The organism is Rhodopseudomonas sp. (assembly GCF_036404135.1).
In the GTDB taxonomy this organism is placed as follows: domain Bacteria; phylum Pseudomonadota; class Alphaproteobacteria; order Rhizobiales; family Xanthobacteraceae; genus Rhodopseudomonas_A.
In genome coordinates this window covers 22,973-48,117 of the sequence record NZ_DASWPE010000117.1, presented here as the reverse complement: position 1 = coordinate 48,117, position 25,145 = coordinate 22,973, and the positions used below count along the sequence as shown (strand labels likewise).

At 66.2% G+C, this 25,145-nt stretch carries 14 protein-coding genes; 13 read left to right on the top strand and 1 reads right to left on the bottom strand.

Features of this window, described 5'->3' with window-relative positions; genetic code table 11:
• Positions 1-334 precede the first annotated feature (334 nt).
• The 13 genes from VGC77_RS14440 (at position 335) to VGC77_RS14380 (ending at position 12,356) form a co-directional block, all read left to right on the top strand.
• Positions 335-934 (top strand): RNA polymerase sigma factor, encoded by a 600-nt coding sequence (locus tag VGC77_RS14440; protein WP_331172256.1) that lies wholly within the window; start codon positions 335-337, stop codon positions 932-934.
• A 354-nt stretch (positions 935-1,288) separates the two neighbouring features.
• Positions 1,289-3,541 (top strand): type II secretion system secretin GspD, encoded by a 2,253-nt coding sequence (gspD, locus tag VGC77_RS14435; RefSeq protein ID WP_331172255.1) that lies wholly within the window; start codon positions 1,289-1,291, stop codon positions 3,539-3,541.
• A 43-nt stretch (positions 3,542-3,584) separates the two neighbouring features.
• Positions 3,585-4,301: a prepilin peptidase gene (locus VGC77_RS14430; protein ID WP_331172254.1), complete on the top strand. Its 717-nt coding sequence runs from the start codon at positions 3,585-3,587 to the stop codon at positions 4,299-4,301.
• Positions 4,298-5,179, top strand: a complete 882-nt coding sequence (locus VGC77_RS14425; protein WP_331172253.1) for a hypothetical protein — start codon at positions 4,298-4,300, stop codon at positions 5,177-5,179. Before VGC77_RS14430 ends, VGC77_RS14425 begins: the two co-directional genes overlap by 4 nt.
• Positions 5,180-5,201: 22 nt before the next feature.
• The gene (locus VGC77_RS14420; protein ID WP_331172252.1) at positions 5,202-6,251 is read left to right on the top strand and encodes a PilN domain-containing protein; all 1,050 of its coding nucleotides are present in this window, start codon (positions 5,202-5,204) and stop codon (positions 6,249-6,251) included.
• Positions 6,248-6,805 (top strand): type II secretion system protein GspM, encoded by a 558-nt coding sequence (gene gspM, locus VGC77_RS14415; RefSeq protein ID WP_331172251.1) that lies wholly within the window; start codon positions 6,248-6,250, stop codon positions 6,803-6,805. The genes VGC77_RS14420 and gspM overlap by 4 nt, the downstream gene beginning before the upstream one ends.
• A complete protein-coding gene (locus tag VGC77_RS14410; protein ID WP_331172250.1) occupies positions 6,802-7,299 on the top strand; it encodes a hypothetical protein in 498 nt (165 codons plus the stop codon). Before gspM ends, VGC77_RS14410 begins: the two co-directional genes overlap by 4 nt.
• A gap of 28 nt (positions 7,300-7,327) precedes the next feature.
• The gene (locus tag VGC77_RS14405) at positions 7,328-9,034 is read left to right on the top strand and encodes a GspE/PulE family protein (protein WP_331172249.1); all 1,707 of its coding nucleotides are present in this window, start codon (positions 7,328-7,330) and stop codon (positions 9,032-9,034) included.
• Positions 9,035-9,163: 129 nt separating this feature from the next.
• Positions 9,164-10,360, top strand: coding sequence for a type II secretion system F family protein (locus tag VGC77_RS14400; protein WP_331172248.1), 1,197 nt, complete (start codon positions 9,164-9,166; stop codon positions 10,358-10,360).
• 16 nt (positions 10,361-10,376) lie between these two features.
• On the top strand, positions 10,377-10,838 hold the full coding sequence (gene gspG / locus VGC77_RS14395) for a type II secretion system major pseudopilin GspG (RefSeq protein ID WP_331172247.1): 462 nt from the start codon (positions 10,377-10,379) through the stop codon (positions 10,836-10,838).
• The gene (locus VGC77_RS14390; protein WP_331172246.1) at positions 10,822-11,289 is read left to right on the top strand and encodes a type II secretion system protein GspH; all 468 of its coding nucleotides are present in this window, start codon (positions 10,822-10,824) and stop codon (positions 11,287-11,289) included. Before gspG ends, VGC77_RS14390 begins: the two co-directional genes overlap by 17 nt.
• Positions 11,290-11,305: 16 nt before the next feature.
• Positions 11,306-11,710, top strand: a complete 405-nt coding sequence (locus VGC77_RS14385; protein WP_331172245.1) for a hypothetical protein — start codon at positions 11,306-11,308, stop codon at positions 11,708-11,710.
• Positions 11,676-12,356, top strand: coding sequence for a hypothetical protein (locus VGC77_RS14380; RefSeq protein ID WP_331172244.1), 681 nt, complete (start codon positions 11,676-11,678; stop codon positions 12,354-12,356). The genes VGC77_RS14385 and VGC77_RS14380 overlap by 35 nt, the downstream gene beginning before the upstream one ends.
• Before the next feature lie 98 nt (positions 12,357-12,454).
• On the opposite strand, the gene VGC77_RS14375 is transcribed toward VGC77_RS14380, so the two are convergent.
• A complete protein-coding gene (locus VGC77_RS14375) occupies positions 12,455-25,141 on the bottom strand; it encodes a filamentous haemagglutinin family protein (protein WP_331172243.1) in 12,687 nt (4,228 codons plus the stop codon).
• Positions 25,142-25,145: the final 4 nt, after the last annotated feature.

Below are 25,145 nucleotides of genomic sequence, written 5' to 3'. Positions count from 1 at the left end.
CGCGAACCCGGATTGGTTAGTTCGATCACGCGCCTGGGCTGATCATCCGGAAAAGCCAGACGTGACAGCATCATGCTGCGGCCGCACTCTCTGAAAGCCGTATAGAAGCGATCAACCGCGTCGGCACGACGCAGCGCTTCTCATCGCGCTCTCCGTTATCTTATTCAGAAATACCGATCAGTCGTGTCGCGTCAGATACTCGTCGGCTGCGCGGCAACGCCGCCAAAATACGGCGAATCAAATCTGTCATGGCTAGGTCACCCGCACGTAGCGCCGCACTTTTACAACTCAGAGCCGCGATCTAGTGCCGCGTAGTAAGTGGGGGCCTTGTGCCATGACTGATACCACACAGTCGCTGCTGGTCGATGAGCTTGTCGCGCGATACGATGATTTCAAGCGCCGCTTGACGGTTCGGCTGGGGTCCGCCGAACTGGCGTCAGAAGCGCTCCAGGATACGTTCCTGCGACTGCGTTCGGCGACGATATTGGACCAGGTGCAGAGTCCGCGTGCTTATCTGCTGCGCACAGCACTCAACATCGCCATCAATCGGGTCCTGTCGGAAAAGCGACGGATGACCGCTGCCGAAGTCGATGCGATGGTCGAAATTCCCGATGACGCGCCGGATCCGACGCGCGTTGTCGAAGGACGATCGGACATTGCGGCGCTGAAACGCGCGCTCGCCGAACTGCCGCCGCGCCGCCGCGAGATCGTGCTGGCGGCGGCTTTCAACGACGTCCCGTACAGCGTCCTTGCCGCGCGGTTCGGCGTCACCGTGCGCACCATCCAAATCGAAATGAAGCACGCGCTGGCGCATTGTGCACAACGTCTCGACCGTCCATCGGCGATGCTGATGAAGCACTCCCGTCTGATCAGAGACAACCATCTGCCAGTCAAGCGCCGCGCTCGCAGCGCGCGCGCCACCGCAAACACCTAGCCGACGCGATCGGGAACCTCGCCGTGAGCACGCCAAACAAGATTATCGGCCGCAAAGCTTCGCTTCGACCGGCCAGCAGTTGTCTTATTGAAGTGGACGTCGCGTCGTCGAACTCGATCGGGGCCGTCATGACGGTCGTCCTTCGCTTGACCATACGTCGCTTGGCGGTGGCGTGCGCGGCAGCTTTCCGAGCAGCCTGCGAGCAGGTTGGTCGCACCCTTTCGAAACCAGCTGCTCGATCAGGCAGTTGCTCCTTATGACGGCCGGATCGGGGAGACGCGCATGACCTGGAGTACGCGACGACGACGCGTCGGCGTGCTTTGCAGCGCCATACCCCTCCTCTCGCGAACCGCCGTGTCTTCGCTCCGGCTGATCGTCGCAGGCGCGGCGCTCGCATCGCTTCTGGCCGGATGTTCGGTCACCGACCTGCACGAGGTCATCGATAACCGCGACCAGACATTCACGCCATCGGACAGCTTTCCCGGCTTCGGCGTCGGCGACCGCGTCGCAAGACGCCCGACGCCGACCGAGAGCTACGGAACGGTCTCCGGCGCCGCCATCCACCCGGGACGGATCTTCACCGGCACCGCGCCCGATCGGGTATCGACCGACACCACATCTGACGCGTCGGCGACGCCGAGCACGGTCGGCGCCGTTCCAGGCATCACGTCGGGCGCCGACGGACGCACCTATCAGCTGAATTTCGAGAGCACCGATGTCGCAGCGGTCAGCAAGGCGATCCTCGGTGACATCCTCAATGCCAACTACCTGCTCGATCCGCGGGTGACCGGGCAGATCAACCTGACGTCGTCCCAGCCGGTGCCCCGCCGCAGTCTGGTTGCGCTGCTGGAAACCTCGCTGCTGTCGATCAACGCGACGCTGACCAAGGACGGCAATGTCTATCGCATCTCGCCGGTGATCGAGCCGCGCGGGCTCGGCAATATCGGGTTTCAATCCGTCGGCGACGGATATGGCACGACGGTGATTCCGGCGCGATACGTCCCCGCCGCCACGCTCGGCAAGGTCCTCGACGGGCTCGGCGGCCGCAACGGGACGGTGAAGGTCGAGCCCTCCTCCAACCTGTTGATGATCCAGGGCACCGCCGCGGAGCGGCGGGCGATTGTCAGCGCTGCGGCGATGGTCGACGTCGACTGGATGCGTACCAAGTCGGTGGCGATCCTGCCGGTGGAGCATGCCGCGCCCGAGACCGTGATCGTCGAACTCAACCGCATCCTTGGCACCGGCGAAGGCGGGCTGTCGCAGAATGTCGTGCAGCTGCAGCCGATCAGTCGGCTCAACGCGGTGCTCGCCGTATCCTCGCGCCGCGACGCCATCGATCACGTCGCCAAATGGGTGATGCGGCTCGACGAAGCCGATCATGTCTCCGGAGGCGTCAAGGTCTATCGGCTGAAATATGCGCAGGCCAAGACGGTGGCGTCGATGCTCAACAAGATGTTCGGCGGCCGCCAAGGATCAACCGCGGGCCAGAGCGACAGCGATCAGCTCGAGCCCGGCCAGGACGCTCCGGACAATGGCGGCGGCGACAAGGCCGCGACCGCGCAAACCGCGCAGGCCTCGGGCACGGCGACGGCGACCGCCGCGTCCGGCACCACGACGCAGAACTCATCGAACGTGGTGAAAGCGACGTTTTCGGACGCCACCACGCAAAAATCCCCGGCCAATGAGGACGGCGCAGCGTCCGGCAAGAACGGCGGCGGCAAGGTTCGCGTCACCCCCGATCTATCCAACAACGCGCTGTTCATCGAAACCAACCCGCAGACCTATCCGATCGTGGAACGCGCGATCCGCGAAATGGACAGATTTCCCACGCAGGTGAATATCGAAGTCACCATCGCCGAGGTGACGCTGACCAGCGAGCTGGAATATGGCGTGCAGTTCTTCCTGAAGAGCGGGAAATTTTCAGCGGGCCTCGGCGGCGCCGGCGGCGTGCCGCTGCAGACCACCTATCCGGGGCTCAACCTGGTGGCCGGCGCGCTGTCCGATCCGCAGGTGGTGCTCGATGCGCTCGCCAAGTTCACCAGCGTGAAGGTGCTGTCCTCGCCCTCGCTGGTGGTGATGGATCGGCAGCCGGCGGTGCTGCAGGTCGGCGACCAGATCCCGATTCTGACGCGCCAGCAAACATCGGCGGAAAGTACGGCCACGGTCAACAGCGTTGAACTGAAGGACACCGGCATCATCCTGAACGTGCTGCCGCGGGTCAATGCGAACGGCGTCGTGACGCTGAATGTGGAGCAGCAGATCAGCAACGTGGTCTCCACTGGGTCGGATTCGCTAACGCCGACGATTTCGCAGCGCCGCGTCAAGAGCGCGATCTCGGTGACCAGTGGACAAACCGTGTTGCTCGCGGGCCTGATCACCGAAACCCAGAAGATTGACCGCAGCGGGCTGCCGGTGGTGTCGCAGATCAAAGTGCTGAATGATTTGCTGGCGTCGCACGACAGATCCTCGTCCCGCACCGAACTGATCATCTTCATCAGGCCGAAGATCATCGCCAGCGGCGGCGACGCCGAGCGCATCACCGAGGAGTTTCTCGGGCGTATGCGGCGAATGGATCCCGGTCGCGCGGTGGTGCAGAGCAAATACTAGCGAGGCAGAATCCGAACGGCGTTCGCGAACCAGAGGCTCCCTCATGCAGATTGCACGACAAGCACGACGCGCGCCGGCGACATTGCTGCGCCGGATGGCGCACGCCCGGCTGCGCCGCACCGCCGCCGGACTGCTTCAGCGCGTTGGCGTTTTTGTCGACTTTGTCGGTGCCACGCTGGCGGCGGTCAGCCCCAACGACATGCTGGCCGGCGCGGCCGGGATCGGCGTGGCCGCCCTCACGCTGGATCCGCTCGATGCGATGTTTGTTTCCGCGTGGTGGCCGCTGGTGCTTGTCGTCATGCGCAGCGACATCGCTGACTACATCATTCCCGACGAGGCCTCGCTCGCGATCGCGACTTTCGGCCTTCTGCACGCCGCCGCTGCGGCCATGGCCACCGGTTCCTCCCTGGCGGGATCGGCGCTGGCCGTCGCGGGGGCGGCCGGCACTGGCCTCGGCGCCGCCGCCTTGCTGTGGGCGATCGGCCGCATTTTCCGGCTGGTCAGGGGGCATGATGGGCTCGGCTTCGGCGACATGAAACTCGCCGGCGCCTCCGCGATCTGGCTGGCTCCGACCGACGCCTGCCTCGCGCTCCAGCTTGCCGCCGTCGCGGCGCTGGGCGCCGCGATGCTCGATCGCCGGATGGCCGCCGACGATCAGGACGGCGCGCTGCCGTTCGGCGCCTTTCTTGCCCCCGCGGCCTGGATGGTCGGTCTGGCGCGGCTCACCGCGCCCGATCTCCTCGGAGCGTTGGCGCCATGACGAGGCACGCCGATCCGCGACGCGGCGCCGCGCTGATTGTGGTGCTGGTCTTCACCAGCCTGATCGCCGGCCTGGCGGTTGTCACCACGCGCTCGAGCTTGAGCAGCGCTGCGGCAGGGGCCGTCTTCCTCGACGAGATGCGCGCGGACCGGCTGGGACGCGACGCGGCCGACGTGGTGGCGTATCAGCTGCAATCCGAAGATCCGCAAGCGCGGCGCGGCGGATCGTTTGCGGTGCATCTGCCCTCGTCGGACATCGCGGTCGATTATGTGTCGGAGATGGCGCGGATCGACGTCAACGCTGCGCCGCCCAAGCTACTCGCCAACCTGTTCATCGCGGCCGAGGTCGAACCCGACCTCGCCGCCGAGATCGCCGGCCGCATCGAACGGCTGCGTGGCCGGTCGCGCGCGCCCAACGCCGCGCAGCCGAACGCATCCTCCGCCCCTGCGGCGGGAGCGCAGGCCGAGGCCGGTCCGGCCTTGCTGCGCACCGAGCAAATTATCGACGCCTGGGGCGTGCCGGATTCGCTTTATCGCGCGATCCAGCCGGCACTCACCGTGGCCAGCAAATCCAGCAAGGTCGATCCCACCCTGGCGGGCCGGCTTGTGGTGACTGCGCTGATGGAGGGCGACGAGGACAAGGCCGATGACTTCATCGATCGGCGCTCTCGCGGCTTTCTCTCCGCCGAGGAAGCGCTGACGCAATTGCCGGCGGCGACCCGCGGATTTGCCGGCTTCGGCGCCCCGCAAGCGGTCAGAGCGGTGGCTCACGTCACCCTCGCTCGCCGGTTCAGGCGCGACTACGAGATCGTAATGGCCGTCGCCAACGGCCAGGACAAGGCCGCGCGGATCCTGTCCTGGCAGCCGCTCTTTCCATGAACCATCGAGGCTCCGAGCGCCGATGTTGAACGCAGCAAAAGCCAAGACCGCGTGGTGGTGGTTCATCGACGGCTTAGCCGAGTCCACCGTTTCGATTTTGGATCGGCTGACGCGACGCCGCAACTTCCGCGTCGATGCCAGCGGCGACAGGCGGATTGTCGATGGGTCAGGCGTGTCGTTGGGCCGGCTGATCGGCACCGACACCACGCTGCACCTGCAACCGCCGGAAATCGCCGCTGCGCTGGCCGACAGCGCCGTAGATGTCGAATTGCCCCCTCGTTGGCTATGGCGGCGCACGCTGCCGCCGGTGGCCGCCGACAGCCTGCCCTACCTCGATGCATTCGTGCTCCACCAGATCGAACGCATCAGTCCGTGGCGGCAGCCTGACGTCTATTACAGCGTGGCGCGAACGCCGGTGGAAAACGATCCCAGCCGCTTCGCCATCGAGGTCGGCATCGTGCCGAAAAAGCTGGTCGACGCGACCGTCGGCGTGCTGGCGCCACTGTGCGGGCGACTGCGACTGGTCGCGCGCGGCGCCGGTGACATCGATGAGGTCGTCATAGCGATCGGCTCCACGCAGACCACGCGCCAGCGACGGATCCGGCGGCCGATCGTCGCGGCAGTCGCCGGCATCGGGATTGTCGTGGCCGGATGGATCGCCCTCACCGCGTGGCAGCTCGATGGCGTCGGCGCGGAATTGGCCGACCTCGATCGGCAAATCACCGCCGGCAAAGCGGCGCTCGCCGCGCAGCGCGGGGGCGCCGCGACTGGTTTCGGCGAGGCGCTGCTGGTGAAGCGCGTATCGCAGCCCTATGTCGTCGAACTCGTCGACGCGCTGTCGCAGGCGCTGCCCGATCACGCCCACCTGCTCGTTCTGCGCTTCGAAAAAGACCTGATCCGGATCTCCGGGATCTCGCAGCGCACCGCCGAACTGATCCCCGCCCTCGAACGGTCCAACCGCTTCGCCGACGTCAAGTTCTCCGCGGCAACGACCCGTCTCGAGGATGGTAACGGCGATCGCTTCCATCTCGAGATGCGGCCGATCGCCACGGCTCCCGGGAGTAAGCCATGAAACTCTCGCTACGCGACCGCCGCGTTGCGGCTCCGGCCATCTTCGGCTGCCTGTTGGCGGCGGCGATCTTGGTCGCCGGACTGCAGCAGGCGGCGCTCGACGCGGCGGTGCTTGAGCGCGACGCCAAGACCGAACTGATTGAACGGCTCCGGCGGACCGATCCGGCACGCGCCGGCGGCGGCGCCGCACGCCAGGCGCCGCGCCAAGATCCCTATGTGGCTTCCGAAACCGCGACTTTGGCGGCGGCGGAGATCGATCGACTGGTTCGCACCGTGGTCACCAAGGTCAACGGCGCGGTGCTCTCGACGCAGGTCACGGTGGAACGCGGCGACGATGCCGCGATGCGCCGGATCGAAGTCCATGCGGTGATCGAAGGCCCGATCGAAGCGATCCAACACACGCTGTTCGATCTCGAAACCGGCGCGCCGCTGATGTTCGTCAGCGATCTCGAATTGCAGCCGGCCGAGCGAGCTGGAGCCAAGCAGGACGCGAACCAGCCGCCGCGGCTACAGGGCACGATGGCGTTGAACGCGTACTGGCGGAGCGGGCCATGATAGCAGGCGACCGATGCCCCCACCCCCGAAAGTCTTCAGGCCGCAGCCTCGCCGCCACGGTCCTAATATCGACGCTATGCGCCGCGCTGATCGGCGCGGCTGCCGCGTTCGCCGACGGCGCGCCCGATCTCGAAGCGCTCCGCGCCACCCGAGAACGCCCGCTGTTCTCGGCGACGCGGCGGCCGCCGCCGCCGCCAGTTCTGGCCAGGCCGCCGTCCGCCGAACCGCAGCAGCAACCCGAGGTGGTGCTGAGCGCGGTCATCATCGGCGCCGACGTCGAGGTGGCCTTCCTCAGGCGCGGCAAGGACAAGGCGTTTCCGGTCCGCACCGGGGCGGATGTCGATGGCTGGGTGGTGACGCAGATCGCGCCGCGATACGTCGTGCTGGAAAACAGCAGCCGATCCGTCACGCTGGAATTCCCCAAGCGCGGCGGCGGGACAGTGTCGACGGTCGCGAGCAACGCCACGCCGCGGCCCAAGCCTGCGCGTCGCTGAACGAGATACGGCAATCCTGGAGCCTGCCATGAACGTAACGCGCTTCGCCGAAAAACTTCTCGATATCGGCAACGTCGCGCCAAGCATGGCCAGCGTATTGACCGCGGTCAACGCCGATCCGGCGTCAAGCGCCTCGTATCGCAAGCTGCTCGACCTGTCGGGCCTGCGGCCGTCCGACTTTGCCGATCTGGTCGCGACGGCGCACAACCTGCCGCGCTTCGATCTGGCGGATCTGAGCGACGGTGCCTCGCTGGCCGATCGATTTTCGCGGCCGTTTCTCCATGAGGCGGGACTGTACCCTTACCGCAGCGCCGATGACCAATTGCGGCTGGCGGTCGCGGATCCCGGACAGCAGGAGGCGATCGAGGCGATCGCCTTGACGTTGGGCGATGAGGTCGGGCTCGTGATCGCGACATTTGAGGACGTCGAACTGGCATTGGGACGGCCCGCCGCCAGCGAGGGCACGGCGAGCGAGCCGCGCCCGGACGACGACGCCGGCCGCGAGGATATCGACAGCCTGCGCGACCTCGCCAGCGGCGCCCCGGTGGTCCGCGCGCTCGAGGATATTTTCGACCGGGCCGTCGGGTTGCGCGCCACCGATATCCACATCGAACCGCTGCCGCGCGATTTCCAGGTTCGATTACGGGTCGATGGCATCATGCGTTCGCTGCCGCAGGTCCGGGGCATTACGTTGCGCGCGCTGATCTCGCGGGTCAAGATTCTCTCCGGCATCAATATCGCCGAGCATCGCGTGCCGCAGGACGGCCGGACGCGGGTCCTGGTACGCGGCCGCGAATTCGACGTCCGCGTCGCCACGATGCCGACGACAGGGGGCGAGGCCGCCATCCTGCGCCTGCTGGAGCGGGGTGACCGGCTGGTCGCCTTCGCCCAGCTCGGCTTCAGCCGGCGCAACGAGGCGGTGATGCGGCGTCAGTTGGCGATGCCGCACGGCTTGTTCGTCGTGACCGGCCCCACCGGCAGCGGCAAGACCACCACCCTCGCCGCTGCCATCGCTTTGCTCAACGATACGACACGCAAGATCCTGACCATCGAAGATCCGGTCGAATATGAGATCCCCGGCATCGCGCAGTCGCAGGTCAAGCCGGCGGTCGGCCTGAGCTTCGCCTCGGCGCTGAAGGCGTTCCTGCGGCAGGATCCCGACGTCATCATGGTCGGCGAGGTGCGCGACGCGGAGACCGCGAAGATCGCCATCCAGGCCTCGCTCACCGGGCACCTGGTGATGACTACCTTGCACACCAATACCGCGGCCGCGGCCGTCACCCGGCTCGTCGACATCGGCATCGAACCCTATCTGCTGGCCTCGACATTGACGGCCGTGGTCGGTCAACGCCTGGTCCGCGTGCTGTGTCCGGACTGCCGCCGCGCGGCGACGGTGACCCGGCAACAATGCGACGGCGACGCGCGTTATGCCGCGCTCGGAATCGAGGCCGGCACCAGGCTGCACGAACCGGTCGGCTGCGAGCGCTGCGGGCAGATGGGTTATCGCGGCCGTCGCGCGATCTTCGAAGTTCTGGAAATGACGGATTCGGTTCGTGGCCTCGTCCTCGCAGGCGCCGACGACGCCGCGATCGAACAGGCGGCGCAGCGCGACGGCATGACCACGATGGTCGAGGACGGCCGCGCCCGCTGCCTCGACGGCGTTACCTCGCTGGAAGAAGTATTCCGCGTCGCGGCGCTGCGCGGAACCAATACCGAAGCCGCGTCCGCGATCTAACAGACCGCGTGTCGAGAAAATTGGATTCAGAGCTTCGCTGCGGGCCTCGCGAGTTGTCTTAAGAGAAGAACAATCTCTTGCCGCACCGACGGCCGGACGCCGGGCGAACGTTGCGACGGGATGACGACCATGACCCGGTTCCGCTACACCGCCTTATCGCTCGAAGGATCGGCGCTGAGCGGCGAGATCGAGGCGGATGACGACGCCGCCCTGGCCACCGACCTCGGTCGCCGCGGGCTGATGCTGGTATCGCTGAAACAACTCGGCGCCGCGCCCGCCGGCGATCTGTTGGCCTGGCCCATCAACCCGCGCACGGTCACCTCGTTTCTCGGTGAGCTCGCGCTGGTGCTGCGCAGCGGGATGCGGCTCGACGAAGCGCTGGATGTTGCCGGCCGCGGCCTGCCGCAGCGGCTTTCCAATGCCGTGGCGCTCTTGCGCAGCGACATCATTGACGGGTCGAGTTTCGTGCAGGCGCTGGAACGGCGCAAGGATGTGTTCTCCGAGGACATCGTCGCCATGGCCCGCGTCGCCGAGGTGACCGGCGATCTCGACGGTGTCATCGCCGCCATCGCCGCGGAGCGGGAGCGCGGCCATCGCCTGAACGAGAAGGTCCAGGGTGCGTTGCGCTATCCGGCCTTCCTCATCTGTTCGGCGGCCGCCGTACTGCTGTTCTTCCTGATCCAGGTCATTCCGCAATTCTCCGGGCTGTTTCGCGACTCCGGAAAAGACCCTGGATTTCTGGTCAGCGGCCTGATGGCCGTATCGCGCTGGCTGGTCGACAACGGGCAATCGCTGGCGCTCGGCGCGGCCATGATGCTTGCAACAGCGTTGCTGATCTGGCGAATACCGACCGCGCGCGCCGCTATCGCCCTCACACTGCTGCGCCTGCCGGTCATTCACGGCGTTGCGACGCTGTGGCTGACCACGCGGCTACTGTCGAATCTCGCCGTCCTCGTCGGCCAGGGTGTCGCGCTTCCCGAGGCGCTGGCCGTGCTCGGCAACATGCTCGGCGTCGAGGGGCGGACCGCGCTGGCCTCGACCCGCGACGCGGTGCGGCGCGGCGGCCGGCTGCATGAGGCGCTCGGTGCCACCGGCTTGCTGCCCGCGGTGGCCGTCAGAATGGTGCGGATCGGCGAGGAGACCGGCGAGCTCGCGAAGGTTGCCTCCGAGGCCGGCGCGCTCTACGGCCGCAAGCTTGAAAAGAAGCTCGAGCAGATCGCCGGACTGATCGGTCCGGTCGCGATCCTCTCGATCGCTGGACTGATCGGCGGTCTGATGGTCACGATCATGTCGGCGCTGATCTCGATCAACGACGCGGTTCAATAACCAGATGAGGCGGAAGATGTCCGAAGCAGCGTGGGTGCAGATGCGGGATCGTCGCGGCAGCACCAGAACGATCGCCGCGCGAAAAGCAGGGTTCACGCTGGTCGAAATGCTGGTGGTGTTGGCGATCATCGGCTTGATCGTCGGCATCGCCGCACCGCGCGTATTCAACCAGCTGGCCGGCGCCAAGGTCCGCACCGCGAAGGTTCAGATCGAAAGCCTGAAGAGCGCGCTGGACCTGTTCTTTCTCGACGTCGGCCGCTATCCCACGACCAGCGAGGGCCTCGGCGTCCTGATGGTGCGGCCCTCCAATGCGGGGGCCTGGAACGGACCCTATGTGAAATCCACCACGGTTCCGCGCGATCCCTGGAATCAGGAATACGTGTATCACTCTCCCGGACAGGACGGCCGCCCCTACGAGATCGTCTCGCTCGGCGCCGACGGCCACGGCGACAGCGGCGGCGATGTCAAGAGTTGGTAGCCCGCCCATCGCGGCGAATGCCGGCTACATCCTGCTCGAACTGCTGGCGGCGCTGGCGCTGACCGGCCTGCTGATGGCGCTGGCCTTTCCGGCGCTGCCACCAGGGACCAGCCGGTCCCAGCTTCAAGCGCTGTCGGTGAGCGCCGCAAATCTGCTGCGCGACGCCCGCACCGCGGCCTCCAACAGCGGCCACGATGAGCGGGCCACTTTCGACCGGCTGCGCCGCACGCTCGGCAGCGCCACGCGGCTCCTCTCTGTGCCGCAGGACGTGGAGGTCGGGCTGCTCGCCGGCGCGCGCTGCAATGCCGAGGCCGGCCGCATCGGCATCGTGTTTCGCGCCGATGGCACCAATTGCGGCGGAGTTTTTCGTTTCGCATTGCGCGACCGCGCCATGCGGGTTCGGGTCAACTGGCTGACAGGTCATGTCGAGATTTTGCAGGACCAGCGCTAGAGGCCGCGCCGGCTTCATGCTGCTGGACGTTCTGGTCGCCCTTTCTGTCGCCGCGGTGGTGCTCGGCGTGCTGTCGCGCATTCTGGCGAGCAGTTGGGACCGCAGCCGGGTGCCGATGGACCAGGTGTCGGCGCTGGGCGTGGCGCTCAACGTCATCGCCGAGTCCGCGGTGCCCGGCAGCCCGATCGCGCGCGACGGCCGTATCGGACGCTTCGCTTATACGACATCGATCGCTCCGCTCACCATTGAGCCGCTGCCGGGCACACTTGCGCCGCCGATCGAACGGCCGGACGCGGTGGACAAGCGGCAGCCGGCGGCCGGACCGAAGGGCGTCTTGCAACAACTCTCGATCGTGATCACGGCGCCCGCAAACAGGAGATTGGCTGTTGAATCCATCAGGCTCGAAACGCCGGCACGATGACCGCCGAAACGGTTTCAGCTTCGTCGAGGTGCTCGCGGCGTTGGCGCTGACGCTTGCCCTGGTGTCGGTGGTGATGCCGTTCACGGCGCGGCTGATCGAGCGCTGGGCCGACGGCGAGCGCCGGATCCAGGATGCCGACGCCTGGATGCGGCTTACCGCAAGGCTGTCGGCGGACGTCGCTTCAGCCGTGCCGCTGCCGGCTTCAGCTGACAAGCAATCCGCGCTGCTGTTTCGCGCCGATCGCAACATGATCGTATTGGTGCGGCCGGCACGCGCCGGCGGCGACGACGCCGGCCTGCAGATTAGCGCCTATGTAATCGAGCACGCCGGCGCCGGCGACTCGCTGGTCCACTACGGTGCGCGCTACAGTCCCGCAATGAGCGAGGTCGACCCACGCCAGTTCGGGGGAGCGACGGCAGTGATGACGGGGCCGTTCCGCTTCAGCTTCGCCGCGGTCGGCGCCGATGGCATCAGATCCGCGCAATGGCTCGATCGCAAAGACATGCCGGCCTGGATCGAACTTGCCGCGGTCCCGATCGGTGATAGCCCCGCCCCCGCCAGCCCGCTGCGCCTGCCGATCGCGGCGCAGACGCCGCGCAGCGATCCGTCATCGCGCGGCGGCAGCGCTGACGCTCGACCGGGCTGACACCGGCGCCGTTTGCCGCGATCCGTCGCGGCCACCGACGCGTCAGCTTTCGCCCGTCATCGCCGATCCGGCCGAAGCCCGCTGCGCCGAAGCGCAGCTCATTGATTATAAGTCTGGCGCAGCTTGTCGTTCTGCGCCGGCGGCAGGTCCGGGGTGCCCCCGTCGCCGCCGCCGAAGCCGAGGAATTCCACCATGATGATGGACGGCCGCTCCTCATTGTTCTGCGTCGGCGTAACGGCCTGCTGGGTCGCGGCGGTGGCGTTGGACGCCGCGCTCAGCGCGCCGGTGTTGACGGTCACCGCGGTCGGCAGGCCGAACGAGATGCCGCCGACCTGAACGTTGTAGGCATTGAGGATCTGCAATGCCCCGAGGGTGATGTTGCCGGCGGAGCGCAGACCGGCGGCGCCGAGGTCGATGATGCCGCGCGGCGCGGTCAGCGTGACGTTGCTCTTCGTCTTGTCCTGCCCTGGCAGCGTCACCAGCGCGGCGACGCCGGCGCCCGTCACCAGCCCGTTCGGATTGACGTAGCAGAACCCGTTGGCGTTGCAGATCAGTGAGAGCACCGGGCTGGACATCAGGGTCTTTGGCCCCGAGCCGGCGTCGATGTCGCCATTGGCGACGAAGACGTCGATGTCGCCGCCCTGCGCGGTCATGATGCGGCTTTGGTTGATCGCGACGTCGTCATTGCTAAACACCCGGATGGTGCCGTCGGCGGTGGTGACGATGCCCTGCTGGTTCTGATTAAGGACGTCGCGGCCGGAGGAGCCGAGCTTGATGTCGCCGCCGGGGCCGAGAATGGTGATGTCGCTGCCGAGCTGGGTCTGCACCAGCGACTGCACGATGTTCAGCTTGCCGGTGGAGGTGGCGGCACCGGCGGCGCCGCCGCGGTCGCTCGGATAGCCCCAGGCCGCCGGGAACAGGGTGGCGATGGCATCATAGGCGCGTTGGTACTTGCCGTAATAGGGGCTTGCACTGTCGTAGTAATCGTGGGCGACCTCGGTGAGGAAGTCGGAGAACGCCTTCTGCAGCAATAGATGCTGGCGCGCCGCCGGAAGGCTTTGGAAGGTGGCCCAGGCCTGATCGCGCGGCTGGCCGAGCAGGCTGGCGATGGGCGTCAGCAGGTCGATGCCGCCGCTGCCGGCAAAGGCCGGATCGACATACTGGCTGACCACACCGGCATAGTTGATGCCCTTGCCGACGCCGAACAGCATGTGGATATCGGCGCTCTGGCGCGGCAGGTAGGTCTTGATTGCAGTCTTACCGTCTATGCCGTTGCTTTGTGGCGCGAGGTTGCTGCCGTCGCCGACCGCGAATATGCCGTTGTTGGTCGTGTTCTCTATTTTGCTTGCGAAGTCATAAGTCCGCTTGCTCTGCAGGAACGGGCCCATGTTGCGGCCGGCTGCCAACAGCAGCGCGCCAGGGCCGTAGATGGTGTAGGCGCCGCCGGTGAGATCCTGCCCGGCGATCACGCTGGTGATATCGCTGGCGCTGTTGTTCTGCCCGGTCAGGCTGAGATTGCCGATATTGCCGCCGGCCTCGATCGACGCCGCCTCGATCAGGCTGATGCTGCTGGTGATGTTGGTCACCGTGATGTTGCCGCCTGCAACGATGGACGACGGCTCGGTGTCGGCGACATGCAGCGCAGCGGTCAGGTTCGACAGCGGCGCGCCGAGCGGGCTGATATAATTGCTGGTCAGAACGCCGACGTTGCCTAGACCCGCTGTATTTCCAATATATTGCGTCGAGGTCGTAAGCAGATCCACCATCTTCAGCGATCCGGTAACATTGAACGCGTCGGCCGCGAGGATGGCAAGCTGGCCCGACGCCGACGGCGCCACCGACGGGATCGCATAGGTAGCGGACGCGGCGAGAGTGACGCTGCCGCTGAGCGCGCTCAAAGCCATCCGCGCCGGCCATAGCCCGCCCGTTGCGGATGAGATCTGCGATGTGCTGAAATCCGCCTGCACAAAAATCATGGCTTCGGGCGGCGCTTGCCACGCCAGGTCGCCGGCGATGCTGGTCAGCGACACGCCGCTGCCGCTGCTCGGCAGGCCCGGCACCGGCAGGCCGGTCCCGAAGCTGGTGAAATAGGCACCCGGTTGCGTGTAGAGCCCGCTCCTAGGGATTGCGGCCGGATCGTAGATGCCGCCGAGAGTGACCGATCCGCCGGCGGTGAGGTCGATGAAGCCGTCCTGGACCGCAAGCAGCAGCGCCAGATCGACGTTGCCGCCCGATGCGGTGTAGTAACTCGTCCCGCCGTTTACATAGACCCACGTGTCGCTCGCCGGCGCGGTGGTGCGCCAGCCGCTGACCGGATTGCTGGCGGTGACCTGCACCGCGCCGCCGACCCGGATGTCGCCATTGCCGCGGCCGACCAGGAAGGCTCCACTGTTGAGGTCGCCGGCGGCGCGCAGGGTGAGATCGCCGCCGCCGTAATAATGGATCGCTAGCGTCCCGGCCTTGCTGCCGGTGCCCCCGCCCGAGACCAGGATGCTCTCCGGAATCGAAGCCGAGACGTCGGTGACGTTGCGGCCGGCCACGAGCGAAATGTCGCCGCCGCCGAGCGCACCGACGCCCTGGAAGAAGCTGCCGTAATTCACCCAGGCCGCGGTCTGCTGCTGGCTGCCGGCGAATGGCGCGCTGCTGCCGTTGGCAGCGCCAGCCCGGAAATACCAGGCGTTCCAAAACTCGCCGGTGAAGCCGTTGATGATTCCGCCCGCCATGCCGCGGTTGTTCGCCGCCGGCTTCGGCGCCTCGATGCCGATGATGGAATCGCCGGCCTCGATCGAAACCGATCCGCCGTCGCTGCCCCACACTGGGGTGGTGATGAAGCCGCCCAGGGTCTGCGTCGGCGCGGTGAAGTTGGTCGGCAGTGCGGTGACCCGGCCGGCGGTATAGACCGCGCCCGGCATTACCGTGTCGAGCCATTTGACGTCGCGCGCCGCGGTCAGCCGGATCGAGCCGGTGCCGGTGCGCAGCAGCGTCGGCACGTTGTTAAAGTATGTGGCATTCGCAAAGGGGAGATAGGACTTATGGCCGTCGATGGTGACGTCGGCGTCGGCGTTCCGCTTGACCACGTCGGGATTGGCCGACGCCGCCGTCGTCCTGTCGCCGAGCAGCGCCGCGCCAGCGACAAAATCATATGAAAACGAGCCGGCGCTGGCGATGCTGGCCGGCATCAAGCCGGCGACCGCGGTGGTGTTGGTGTAGTTGGCGAGTTCGGTCGCAGTGATATTGTTGGCGACGGTATTCGCGGCAAGGCCGGCGACCAGGGTGCCGTCCGATTTGGTGGAGAAGAAGCCATCGCTGATGGTGGCGTTGAGCTGGATATTGTTAACCGCGCGCAACGCCAGCGTGCCGGCCTCGTAGGCGCCGTTGGCGGTGGTGCGATAGACCAGATTTGCAGTACTGGCACCGGTCACCGTGCCGGCGCCGAGATTCCAGTTGCTGGCCACGGTGATGTTGCCGCCGTTGACGCTGCTGCTCGCATTAACCAGATCGATTTCCGGCCGCAGATGCACCAGTGTCGGATCGACCGACGTAAAGATCGAACGCTTGGTCTGGTCGGTGGCCCGGGCGTCGCCGAACAGGTTCTGCACATAATTGACCAGCGTGGCCTGGTAGAAGTCGGCATGCGCGGCATTGGCGACGGTCGGCGTGAAGGCGCCGGTGCCCTCCAGCGCGATCGCCCCCCCGCTGACATTGGTCAGGGCGCCGTTCACGACCGAGGCTGTGACGCCATAGACGTTGGTGAAGGAAACGGTGCTGCTGCCGCCGCCACCCTCGACCGAGAGCCCGGTCGGCAGGCTGGTATAGCCGTGGCCTGGATCTGTGATGCTGAGTTTGACCACCTGCAGGGTCCCGCCCGTAGCCGAGGAGGCCTGTGTCAATGTAGCGGACCCGCCGGAAAACGAGACGGTGAATTGACCGGAACTGTAACCCGTGCCTGCACTCAAATCGGCACGTATATCTTGGCCGAATTTATCTTTCCCCACAACAAGATATCCCGTCGTGGTGATCCCGACGATCTGGTTGGAGAGCACCCTGATACGGGCGGCATCCGTCGTCGCATTCGTGCCTGATGGCGGTGTAATGTAGTAAGTTTGGTTATAAATGATCGATGTGATTCCATAGCCGGGTGTGGTCCAGTCGACCGCTACGATGCCGCCATATTGATCGACTTGCGTCACCGTGCCGGCCGCCAGATGGTTCGTCAAGTTCGTACCTGTGACGCCGTTTACCAAGTAAACCGTCTCGCCGACCTTGTAATTTTTTCCGGTGGTTGCCGTACTTGCGATTTTAAACGTTTTGATGCCGAATACCGGCCCTACCAGCGCGCCCGTCCCGCCGCCGCCGCTGATCGTGACCGTCGGCCAAGTGCTCTGGACGGTGGTCGCCTGGTACTCACCGCCGTTGGTGATTTTGATGTTGGCGACGCCCATCACCGCGGTGGCCTTGGCGCCGGTGCCGCCGCCGCCGATGATGCTGACCACCGGCGCCGAGGTGAAGCCTGTCAGCCCCGAGAGGCTGCTCACGCTGACGCCGACCATGCCGGCCCAGCTGCCATTGACGATGATGCCGTCAGCGCCATACCAGCCGGCGGGATCGATGATGCCGTCGAAGTGCTTGCTGTCCGTTGTTTGTGCTTTGTCGTCAGTGGTGTTCCAGGTGGCATAGGCGTCGAGCACCACCGCGGCGGCGTTGGTGACCTTGCCGTTAAAGCTGACATTGACGCTGTTGTCGGTGAGCACCGGCGCGCGCACATGGATAGTGCCGGCGGTGCCGCCAACCCCCGGCGACAGGTTGAGTTCGGCACCGGCGTCGACATAGATCCGGCCGGAGCCGGCGCGATCGACATTCTCATTGCCATAAAGGCTGTTGTAGCTGCCGTTCGGGGTGCCGGTGGTGCCGAGCGTGATGGTGCCGCCGTTCGGGATCTGCGTCGAAGTACTTTTATGGCGCGGGTCGGCGGGATCGTCAGGCTGGTAGCGGGCGTAGAGTTTGGCGCCGTTGTTGATGCTGACGCCGCCGCCGCGGCTGCCCCCTGCCCCGGCCACGCCGGCGCCGAACAGCGAGATGCTACCGCCGCTCGGGCCGCTGGCGTCGATGGTGCCATCGACGATGACGCTGCCGTCATTGGCGGTGAGTTCGACGATGCTCGATGTCAGGGTGACGCCGCTGCGCACCGCGAGGTCGCCATGGCCGAGCGTCACCGCGAAGCTGCCGGTGAAGGCCGACCATGGCAGGTCGCCGGCGAAGTATCCGGATTTGACCGTGAGGCTGCCGCCGAGATCGTTGAATTTGGCCGCGCCTTTCAGCGTGCCGTACAGCGCGGCGGTGCCTGAATCCGCCGTGGTGATGTTGAGCACGCCGGCATAGCCGTAGCCGGCGGCTGAGACGTCGACGGTGGCGCCGCTGCCGATGCTGACGCTGCCATTGTCGGATACCAGATTGACGGTGCCGCTGGGCGCGTAGCTGGTCTGATCGAGAATAGTCACGGTCGCGCCGGTGGCATCGATCAGCGCATTGCCGGTCAGGCTGACGTCGCCGGCGGTCGCGGTCAACGTCACCGTGCCGCTGCGCGCCACGATGTGGCCACCGTCGACAACGCTGCCGCCGGTGAGCGCCAAGCTGCCGCCAAAGTCGCTGGCCGCGGCGGCGACGCCGCTGCCGCCGAGCGCATTGATGACGAGCGCGCCGGTGGTGGTGATCGATTGATCGGCGCCAGCGCGCACCAGCAGGCTCGGCGCCGTCAGCGCCACATTGGCGGTGCCGGCATCGACGCTGCCGGTGCCGGTGAACACCATGCCGCCGGCGCCAATGAGATCGACCTCGCCGAAACCGGCGAAGCTGGAGGCACCGGCGCCTACCGTGAAGACCCCACTGGCATCGAAATCAACCGTGCCGCCGCTGCCGCCGAGCGCGCCGGCTGTGCTGGTGGAGCCGCGGCTGTTGGTCAGCACGATATCCTTTGCATTGAAGGTGGTCTGGCCGCCCTGGCTGTAGAAGCCGGCGCCGTCGAAGATGAGCTTGCCGATCCGCGCCAGGGTATCGCCGACGATGCTGCCGCCGGCATCGTAGAGGTTGAATACGGTGGCGCTGCGCAGCAGCAGCGACCGCGCATCGCCAAACCGGGCGAAATCAGCCGCCAACAGCCGCACGCCGCCGCTCAGTCCGCCGACATTGCCGAGCCGCACCACCGGCCCGGAGATGAAATAGTCCTGCGCCCGCAGGCTGGCATTGCCGAGCTCGAGGTTGCCCGAGGTCTCGAGCGTCAGCGCGACGGCCTCGATCAGCGGCGCTGTGCCACCCGAAATATTCGCGGTGCCGGGATCGGTACCGAGCGTGATGGACCCCGGCGTCGCCGCCGGATCGGCAGCCAACCTATAGCTGCGGCTGACGTCGACCAGCACATTGTTGGAGACCCGCAGCAGAGAGCCGAGATTTCCGGTCGCCGTCGCCGTCGCCACCATCGGGGTAGCGGCGTCGTCCAGCACCCCGCCGATGCTCCGGATCACGCTGCCGGAATCCACCGTGATGCCGAGTCCGCCGGAGCGGCTGACCAGCACCAGCGACGAACCGGACAACGGATGCGCCGCGTCGGTGAGGATTTCCACATGGGTCGCTTTGGCGTCGATCACCTCGCCGGCCGTGGAATAGCTGACGCTGCCGCCGAGCACGAGCTGGCCGGCGCCGGAATTGTTCATCTGGTCGGCGTCGAGCAGCAGATAGCCGGCGGCGCTGGCCGGCGCGGCGCGGTCAGCGGCCTTGACCAGGATGTTGTCGGCGGCGATCGCGATCACGCCGCCGCGTCCGCCTTCCGCGGGTGCCGCCAGGAAGCTGCCTTGCAGCACCAGGCTCTGCGAGGCAGCGAATGACGCCAGTCCGCCGTCGCCCGGCAGCCGCGGGGCCACGGCGCCGTCGGTGCTGGCGAGCTTGCTGAAATAGGTCGAGCCGTCGGTGATGACGACGTTGGAGTATTTCGACCAGACATCCAGCGACTGCAGCTGGAACATGGTGGTGGTGGACGACTGCGCGCCGGTGATGGCGTTGGACAGATGACCGGAGACCAGCAGCGAGCCGTCCGCGCTGGTGGTGCTGACGCTCGACGTGCCCTGATAGCTGCCGAGCGCCACAACGCGATAAGCCCCTGGCAGCGTCGCATACATGCCGGGCAGCAACGTATAGGTGCCAGCCGGAATGCCGCTGTTGCCGTCCAGCGTAACGGAGCTGCCGGCAGCGATGCCGGAGGAAATGTTCGTGCTGGTGCCGGTCCTGGTGCCGCCGGAATAATACGGGTAGCCGGCAAAGGTCGAGTCGTAGGCGGCGACCTGCACCAGATAGCTCGGCACCAGCGCGTAGACCTGGCGGCCGTCCGCATATTGCGTGCTGATGGTGTAATTGGTCAGGCTTGGCGTGGCCTGGTAGGTGGTCAGCACGTTGCGGGAGCCGCCGGTGCCCTTGATGAATTCGGTGCCGTAGATCTCGCCGCCGCCGCTGATGTCGACCACCGCCCCAGCCCGCTGGGTCAGGTTGGCGGTGTTGAATCCGATCACCTTGGCCGACGGCTGGGTGATGGCGACAGCACTGCTTGTACCGCCGTCCAGGGCGTATGTGCCGGTGTACCAGTTGGTGCCGTCGATGATCTCGCCATAGGGAATGCTGAGTCCGGCCGCCGACACCGAGGTGACGCTGCCCGGCGCCAGGATCACGCTTTGGGTCGGCGTCATCCAGCCGTTTCCGGTGCCCGCATTGACGATCGCGGGAATTTGGCTGACATCCGTCAGCCCAAGCACGATATTGCCGAGCGGCGCCCATAGCGTGCCACCCTGCACGATGTTCACCGCGGAAAAATACAGTCCGCCGCCGGCCGACAGCGGCGCAGTGGCGGTGCTGGTCTGGCGGATGGTGATGGTGTTGAAGCCGGCGGTGGTGCCGGTGGATTCGAACAGGAACTGGGTGTTGGTGGCGGGGAAGATTTCCGCCGCGGCGAGGGTCAGGTTGCCCATCATCAGCAATTTGCCGCCGAATGAATACGCCGAGGCGATGGAGGAGTTTTCCCGCCCGTAATAGGCCGGCAGCGCGCGAATCGCGCCGGCGCTAGCAAAACTGACCGCCGAGGCATTGCCGATCGCCAGCGCACCCTGCATGTCGATCCATTGCGCCGACACGTTGAGGGTTCCGTCGGAAGAGAACGGCAATGTCAGCGCGGTATTGTATGAACCCGCTAGCCGCACATAGCCGGCATCGATGTTGACCACCGAGCCGCCGATGCTGGCGGCGCCAGACCAGTTGCCGGCCTGCAGTAATTGTCCGGCCAGCCCCGCCGGCACCAGTATGATACTGCCATTGCCCGGCGATAGTATCAGCGAACCCGGCAAAGTGATATCCGACGAGCCAGCGAAGGTGATGCCGCCACCGGCGACGCCATTGCCGCCGGTACTGAGTGATACCGAATCGAAGCCGCTGTGGCTCAGCGTGCCGGCGCCGATGATCGCCCAGTTGGACATCGCCGTGGTGGTGCCCGGGGTGCGCGGCGTGATCGCCGTCAGCGCGGCGATGCTGTCCGGCGTGCTGGCGCCGAAGCCGGCGCTGATGTCGACGCCGTCCGGCTCGATCAGGATCGGTGAGCCGGACAGCGTATTGGTGTCGGTGGCCGACAGATAGAAATTGCCCACGGTGAGGCTGCCGCCCGCCGCCGCAGCAGCGCCGCCGCTGGCGTCCACCAGGCCCGCGAAAAAGAAGCTGTTGGCCAGGCGAAGCAGGCCGCCATTGCTCCAGTACTCCCGCGCCACCAGTTTGCGCCCGAATCCGGCCTGGGCCTTCGGCTGCAGCAGCGACACCGCGGCACCCTTCAGCCGCAACTGGGCGCCGGCCCGCACCACCGTCTCAGTCGATGCCAGCGTGATGGTGCCGGCGTCGTAGATGGTGCCGGATTGATAGGAGGTGACGCGCGGATCGGGCACGTAGGCGCCGCTCACGTCGAGCAACGCCCCATCGTCGATCCAGATGTAGCCGCCGGACGTGGAAGTTCCAAGAGCGTTCACAGCTCCGGCAACAGTGATGCTGCCGGCCGGCGCGATGACTTCGCCGAGAATGCGCGTCATGCCCAAGGTCAGGAGGCTGACATTTCCCAGCGCCTCGGTGACGATGCGAGCCCCGGCATCAATCAACAGGCCGTGGGATGATGAACTGGTGTCGTAGGCAAAGGTCTGCACCGCGAGCGACAGGCTGGCCGCCTTGCGCAACCCGACCGGCTGCAGGCCTATGCTGGCGAAGGTCCGCACCGGCGTGCCGGTTGGCGGCAATACGTCCAGACCACTGGTCAGATAACTCGCCTGGGTCGGCGCCAGCGTGGTGCCCGAGGGTACCGTCAGGCCTCCATAGGTGGCGGTGAACGAGTAAGACGAGAACACGTTGTCCGACAGCCACGACGACGGCACCACCACGGTGCCTGGGGCCGTGGCCGAGCCGGCAGCGCCCGCTGCCGTGCCGAGCCAGGAGCTGACCGTGGCGCCGGAGATGCCAAGCTGGCGCGCCACCACGTTGGCCAGCGCCGCGTCAACCGAACCCTTGGTGTAGCTGGTGACCTGCGTCGCGCTGTTCTGGAACACGATGGTCGGCGCCTGAAGCGAGAACGTGCCGCCGCCGGCAAAGCCGGCAGCATAGATGCTGCCGCCGAGCACGACATCGCCATGGTCGGGCAGAAAATCAGAGCCAAGCGGCGAGGTCGGAACCCAATGGACTTCATCAGAGGACGGCACCGCCAGAGTACCAACGTCGAAATAGATAAAGGGCGTATTGGCCGCGATCGTGCCGTAGACGACAGTTCCATCCGCGTTGGTGACGCGCAGATCGCGGCTGAACGTCGTGGTCCCGCCGCCGTCCTGCTTCGCATCCCATTGATCGGTGCCGTTCCGCCCACCGCTGTAGGTCGTCAGGGTGACGCTGCCGCCCTTGCCCGCCGGCAGACCGCTCGACAGCGTCTTAAGCTTACCGCTCGATGTCACATAGCCGCCACTCGAGGCATCGATCACGCTGCCAGGCGCCAGCACGATGCCCTGACTGACGTCTTTGGCGACCAAAATGAGTCGGCTGGGCATGCCTTCGATAACGGCGCGTCCGTCAATCACCCGACTGAGCTTGGTGGTGGTGATGCTGACCGAGCCGCCATCGATGAAGGCAGCGCCCTGGAATGCGTCGCCGGACTGCCCGCTGTCGTTGACCCACAATCCGCGCACGTCGAGCACCGCGTGCGGCCCGATCAGCACCGCCGGCGACAGCGGCGGCAGCGCGCTGTAACCCACAGTGCTCGCGGTATAGTCCAGCAGCGGCACATAGCCAGCCAGGGTGATGCTGCCGCCGGAGGCGTGTAGTTCGCCGTTGATGGTCGAGACATTGGTCAGCTTGATGCTGCCGCCGGCCTGCACCGTCAGCGTCGCACCAGTGGCCATGCTGAGGTCGAAGGCTCCGGTGATCGAGATCGAGCCATAGCCGGTGGCATTCAGCGGATCGGTGAAAACCGGGAAGATGCCATTGCTGAGGCTGGGCTTCCACGTGCCGACGGCGGTGCTGAAGCTGGCGAGATCGTAGGGGTCAGCGGTGGTCGCTGCGGCCTGCAGATTGACGATCTGCCCCGAGCCATTGCCGCGATCCGACGCAAACACGATGCTGAGCGCCGCCCCGCTCGGCAATTGCTCGAGGCTGGTCTGGGTGGCGGTGCCGCCGCCCTGTGCCAAAGCGCGCTGGCGTCGGCCGCTGACGATGTCGCCGATCACCGTGCCCTCGACAATCGGATTGACCGCGCTGACGCTGACCGCGCCGGCGCTGCGGCCGGCGATGTAGCCCGGCTCGTAATAGCCGGCATTCATCAGCGGGTTGGTATAGGTTTCCGCCACGCCCCAATGGGCATGATTGACCGCGAAGCCGCCGGCCAACACATAGGACAGCGAGGTATTGGCGCTGCCGATGTCATAGAGGCGGCCATCCGAACCGAGCAGCCGCGTGGTATTGATGATGCCGCCGCCATAGGTCACATAGCCGCCGGAGACATTGAGCACCGAGCCAGGTTTCTGGATCACCGTCCAGCCATAGGCGCTGAAGCTGCCGGCAGCCGTCAGCAGCTGGTCGATCGACATCGGGATCGCGTCAGCATAGCCGGCCGCGTTGACGATCGGCGAACCAACCCAACTGGTGCCGTCGGCGCGGGTGCCGCGCAGCCGCGCATCGACGATGACGGTCTTGCCGATCAGCGCGCCGGCCAGCGGATAGTCGGCGATTTCGTTCTGCGTCACCAGGATGCTGAGCAGGTTGGACGCCATCGGCAGCGTAACGCCGATCATGCCGGACAGGTCGATCACGCTGCCCGCCTCCAGCACGACGTTACCCGACGTGGTATCTTTGACTCCGGTCCCATTGCCGTACAACGTCAGCGTCGCTCCCGGCGCCTTGATCAACGCCCCGGCCGGAATGGTGACCGATGGTGACGCGATGGTGATCTGCGGCTGCAAATTGCTCTGGAAATAGCTGTTGGTGGCGGTGCCGGTCGGAACCGTGGCGCCGTCCTCCTCCGGCAGGATCACCAGCACGCTGCTAGCACCCATCGTCAGATTCCAGCCGCCGGTCACGGTCGCAGAAGAGCCGTTCGGCCCCGCACCGCCATACAGGCTGATCGATCCCGGGCGGCTGACGCCGGTGGTGACCGAGATGCCGCCGTTCTGGATCAGCGTCTCGCCGATCATGTTGACGGCGCCGCTGTACGACACCAGCAGTGCGTTGTCGGCATTGACCACCTTGCCGGACACAGCAGGCGAATTGATATTCAGCGATGCCTGCGTCGATGGCGGGACGATCAGCCCGGTGACGTTGGCCAGAATGCCGGTGTCGGTGCTCTGCGGCTCGGTCAGGATGCCGGTATTGCCGGCCAGCAGATGGATCGATCCGTTGCGGGTGGTGATGGTGCCGGCGTTGCTAACTACCGGCGCCATCAGCGCGATGTAGCCGCCATCGTTCGACCCGCTGACATTGCCATTGAGCTGCGCACCGGCCTGCACCGTGATCGCGCCGCCGCCGACGGATCCGAGCGTTCGGTCGCCCATGCCGAACACCGCCGAACTGCTCAGCGTGAACAATCCGTTTTCCAGAAAATATTTATTGCTATCGATCTCTCTGGGCGGCGTGTAGAAGCTCTGGCCGCTGGCCTGGACGTAATTAGCGCTATTTTCATTGAACACACTGGCCGCGGCGCTCGAACGGATGTCGAAGCTGGTGGCGATCAGCGTGTTGACATTGATCTGGCTGGTGCCGGTGAAGATGATGCCGTTCGGGTTGATGATCAGCACCGTGCCGTCGGCCTTGATCTGGCCGGCGATCCGGCTCGGTACGCCGCTGGCGTCGATGCGGTTCAGCGCGATCCAGTCGCGGTTGCCCTGCTGGTCGTAGACCAGCGTGGTCTGCGCGCCGACGTCAAATTTCTGCCAGGTCATGATCGCGCGCGGGGCGGTCTGGCTGATCGTCACCTTGCTCTGGCTGCCATTCGTCGTCTCGACCGGATTGCTGGCATTGACCCACAGATTCGCAACCCCCGCCGCAATCCGCGGGTCCTGCACCAGGCCGGCAAGGCCGTTCTGCACCGTGCTTGAACTTGCCGCCGCAGCGTTGCGCGCCGCGGCCTGCGCCGCTTGCATCGCCTGCAACGCCTGGGTCGCCCGCAACAGCGAGGCCTGGCTCTGCTTCGCCAGCGCCGCGGCCTGTTGCGCGCCGATCAGCGCCGCGTCCGATGCCACGGCA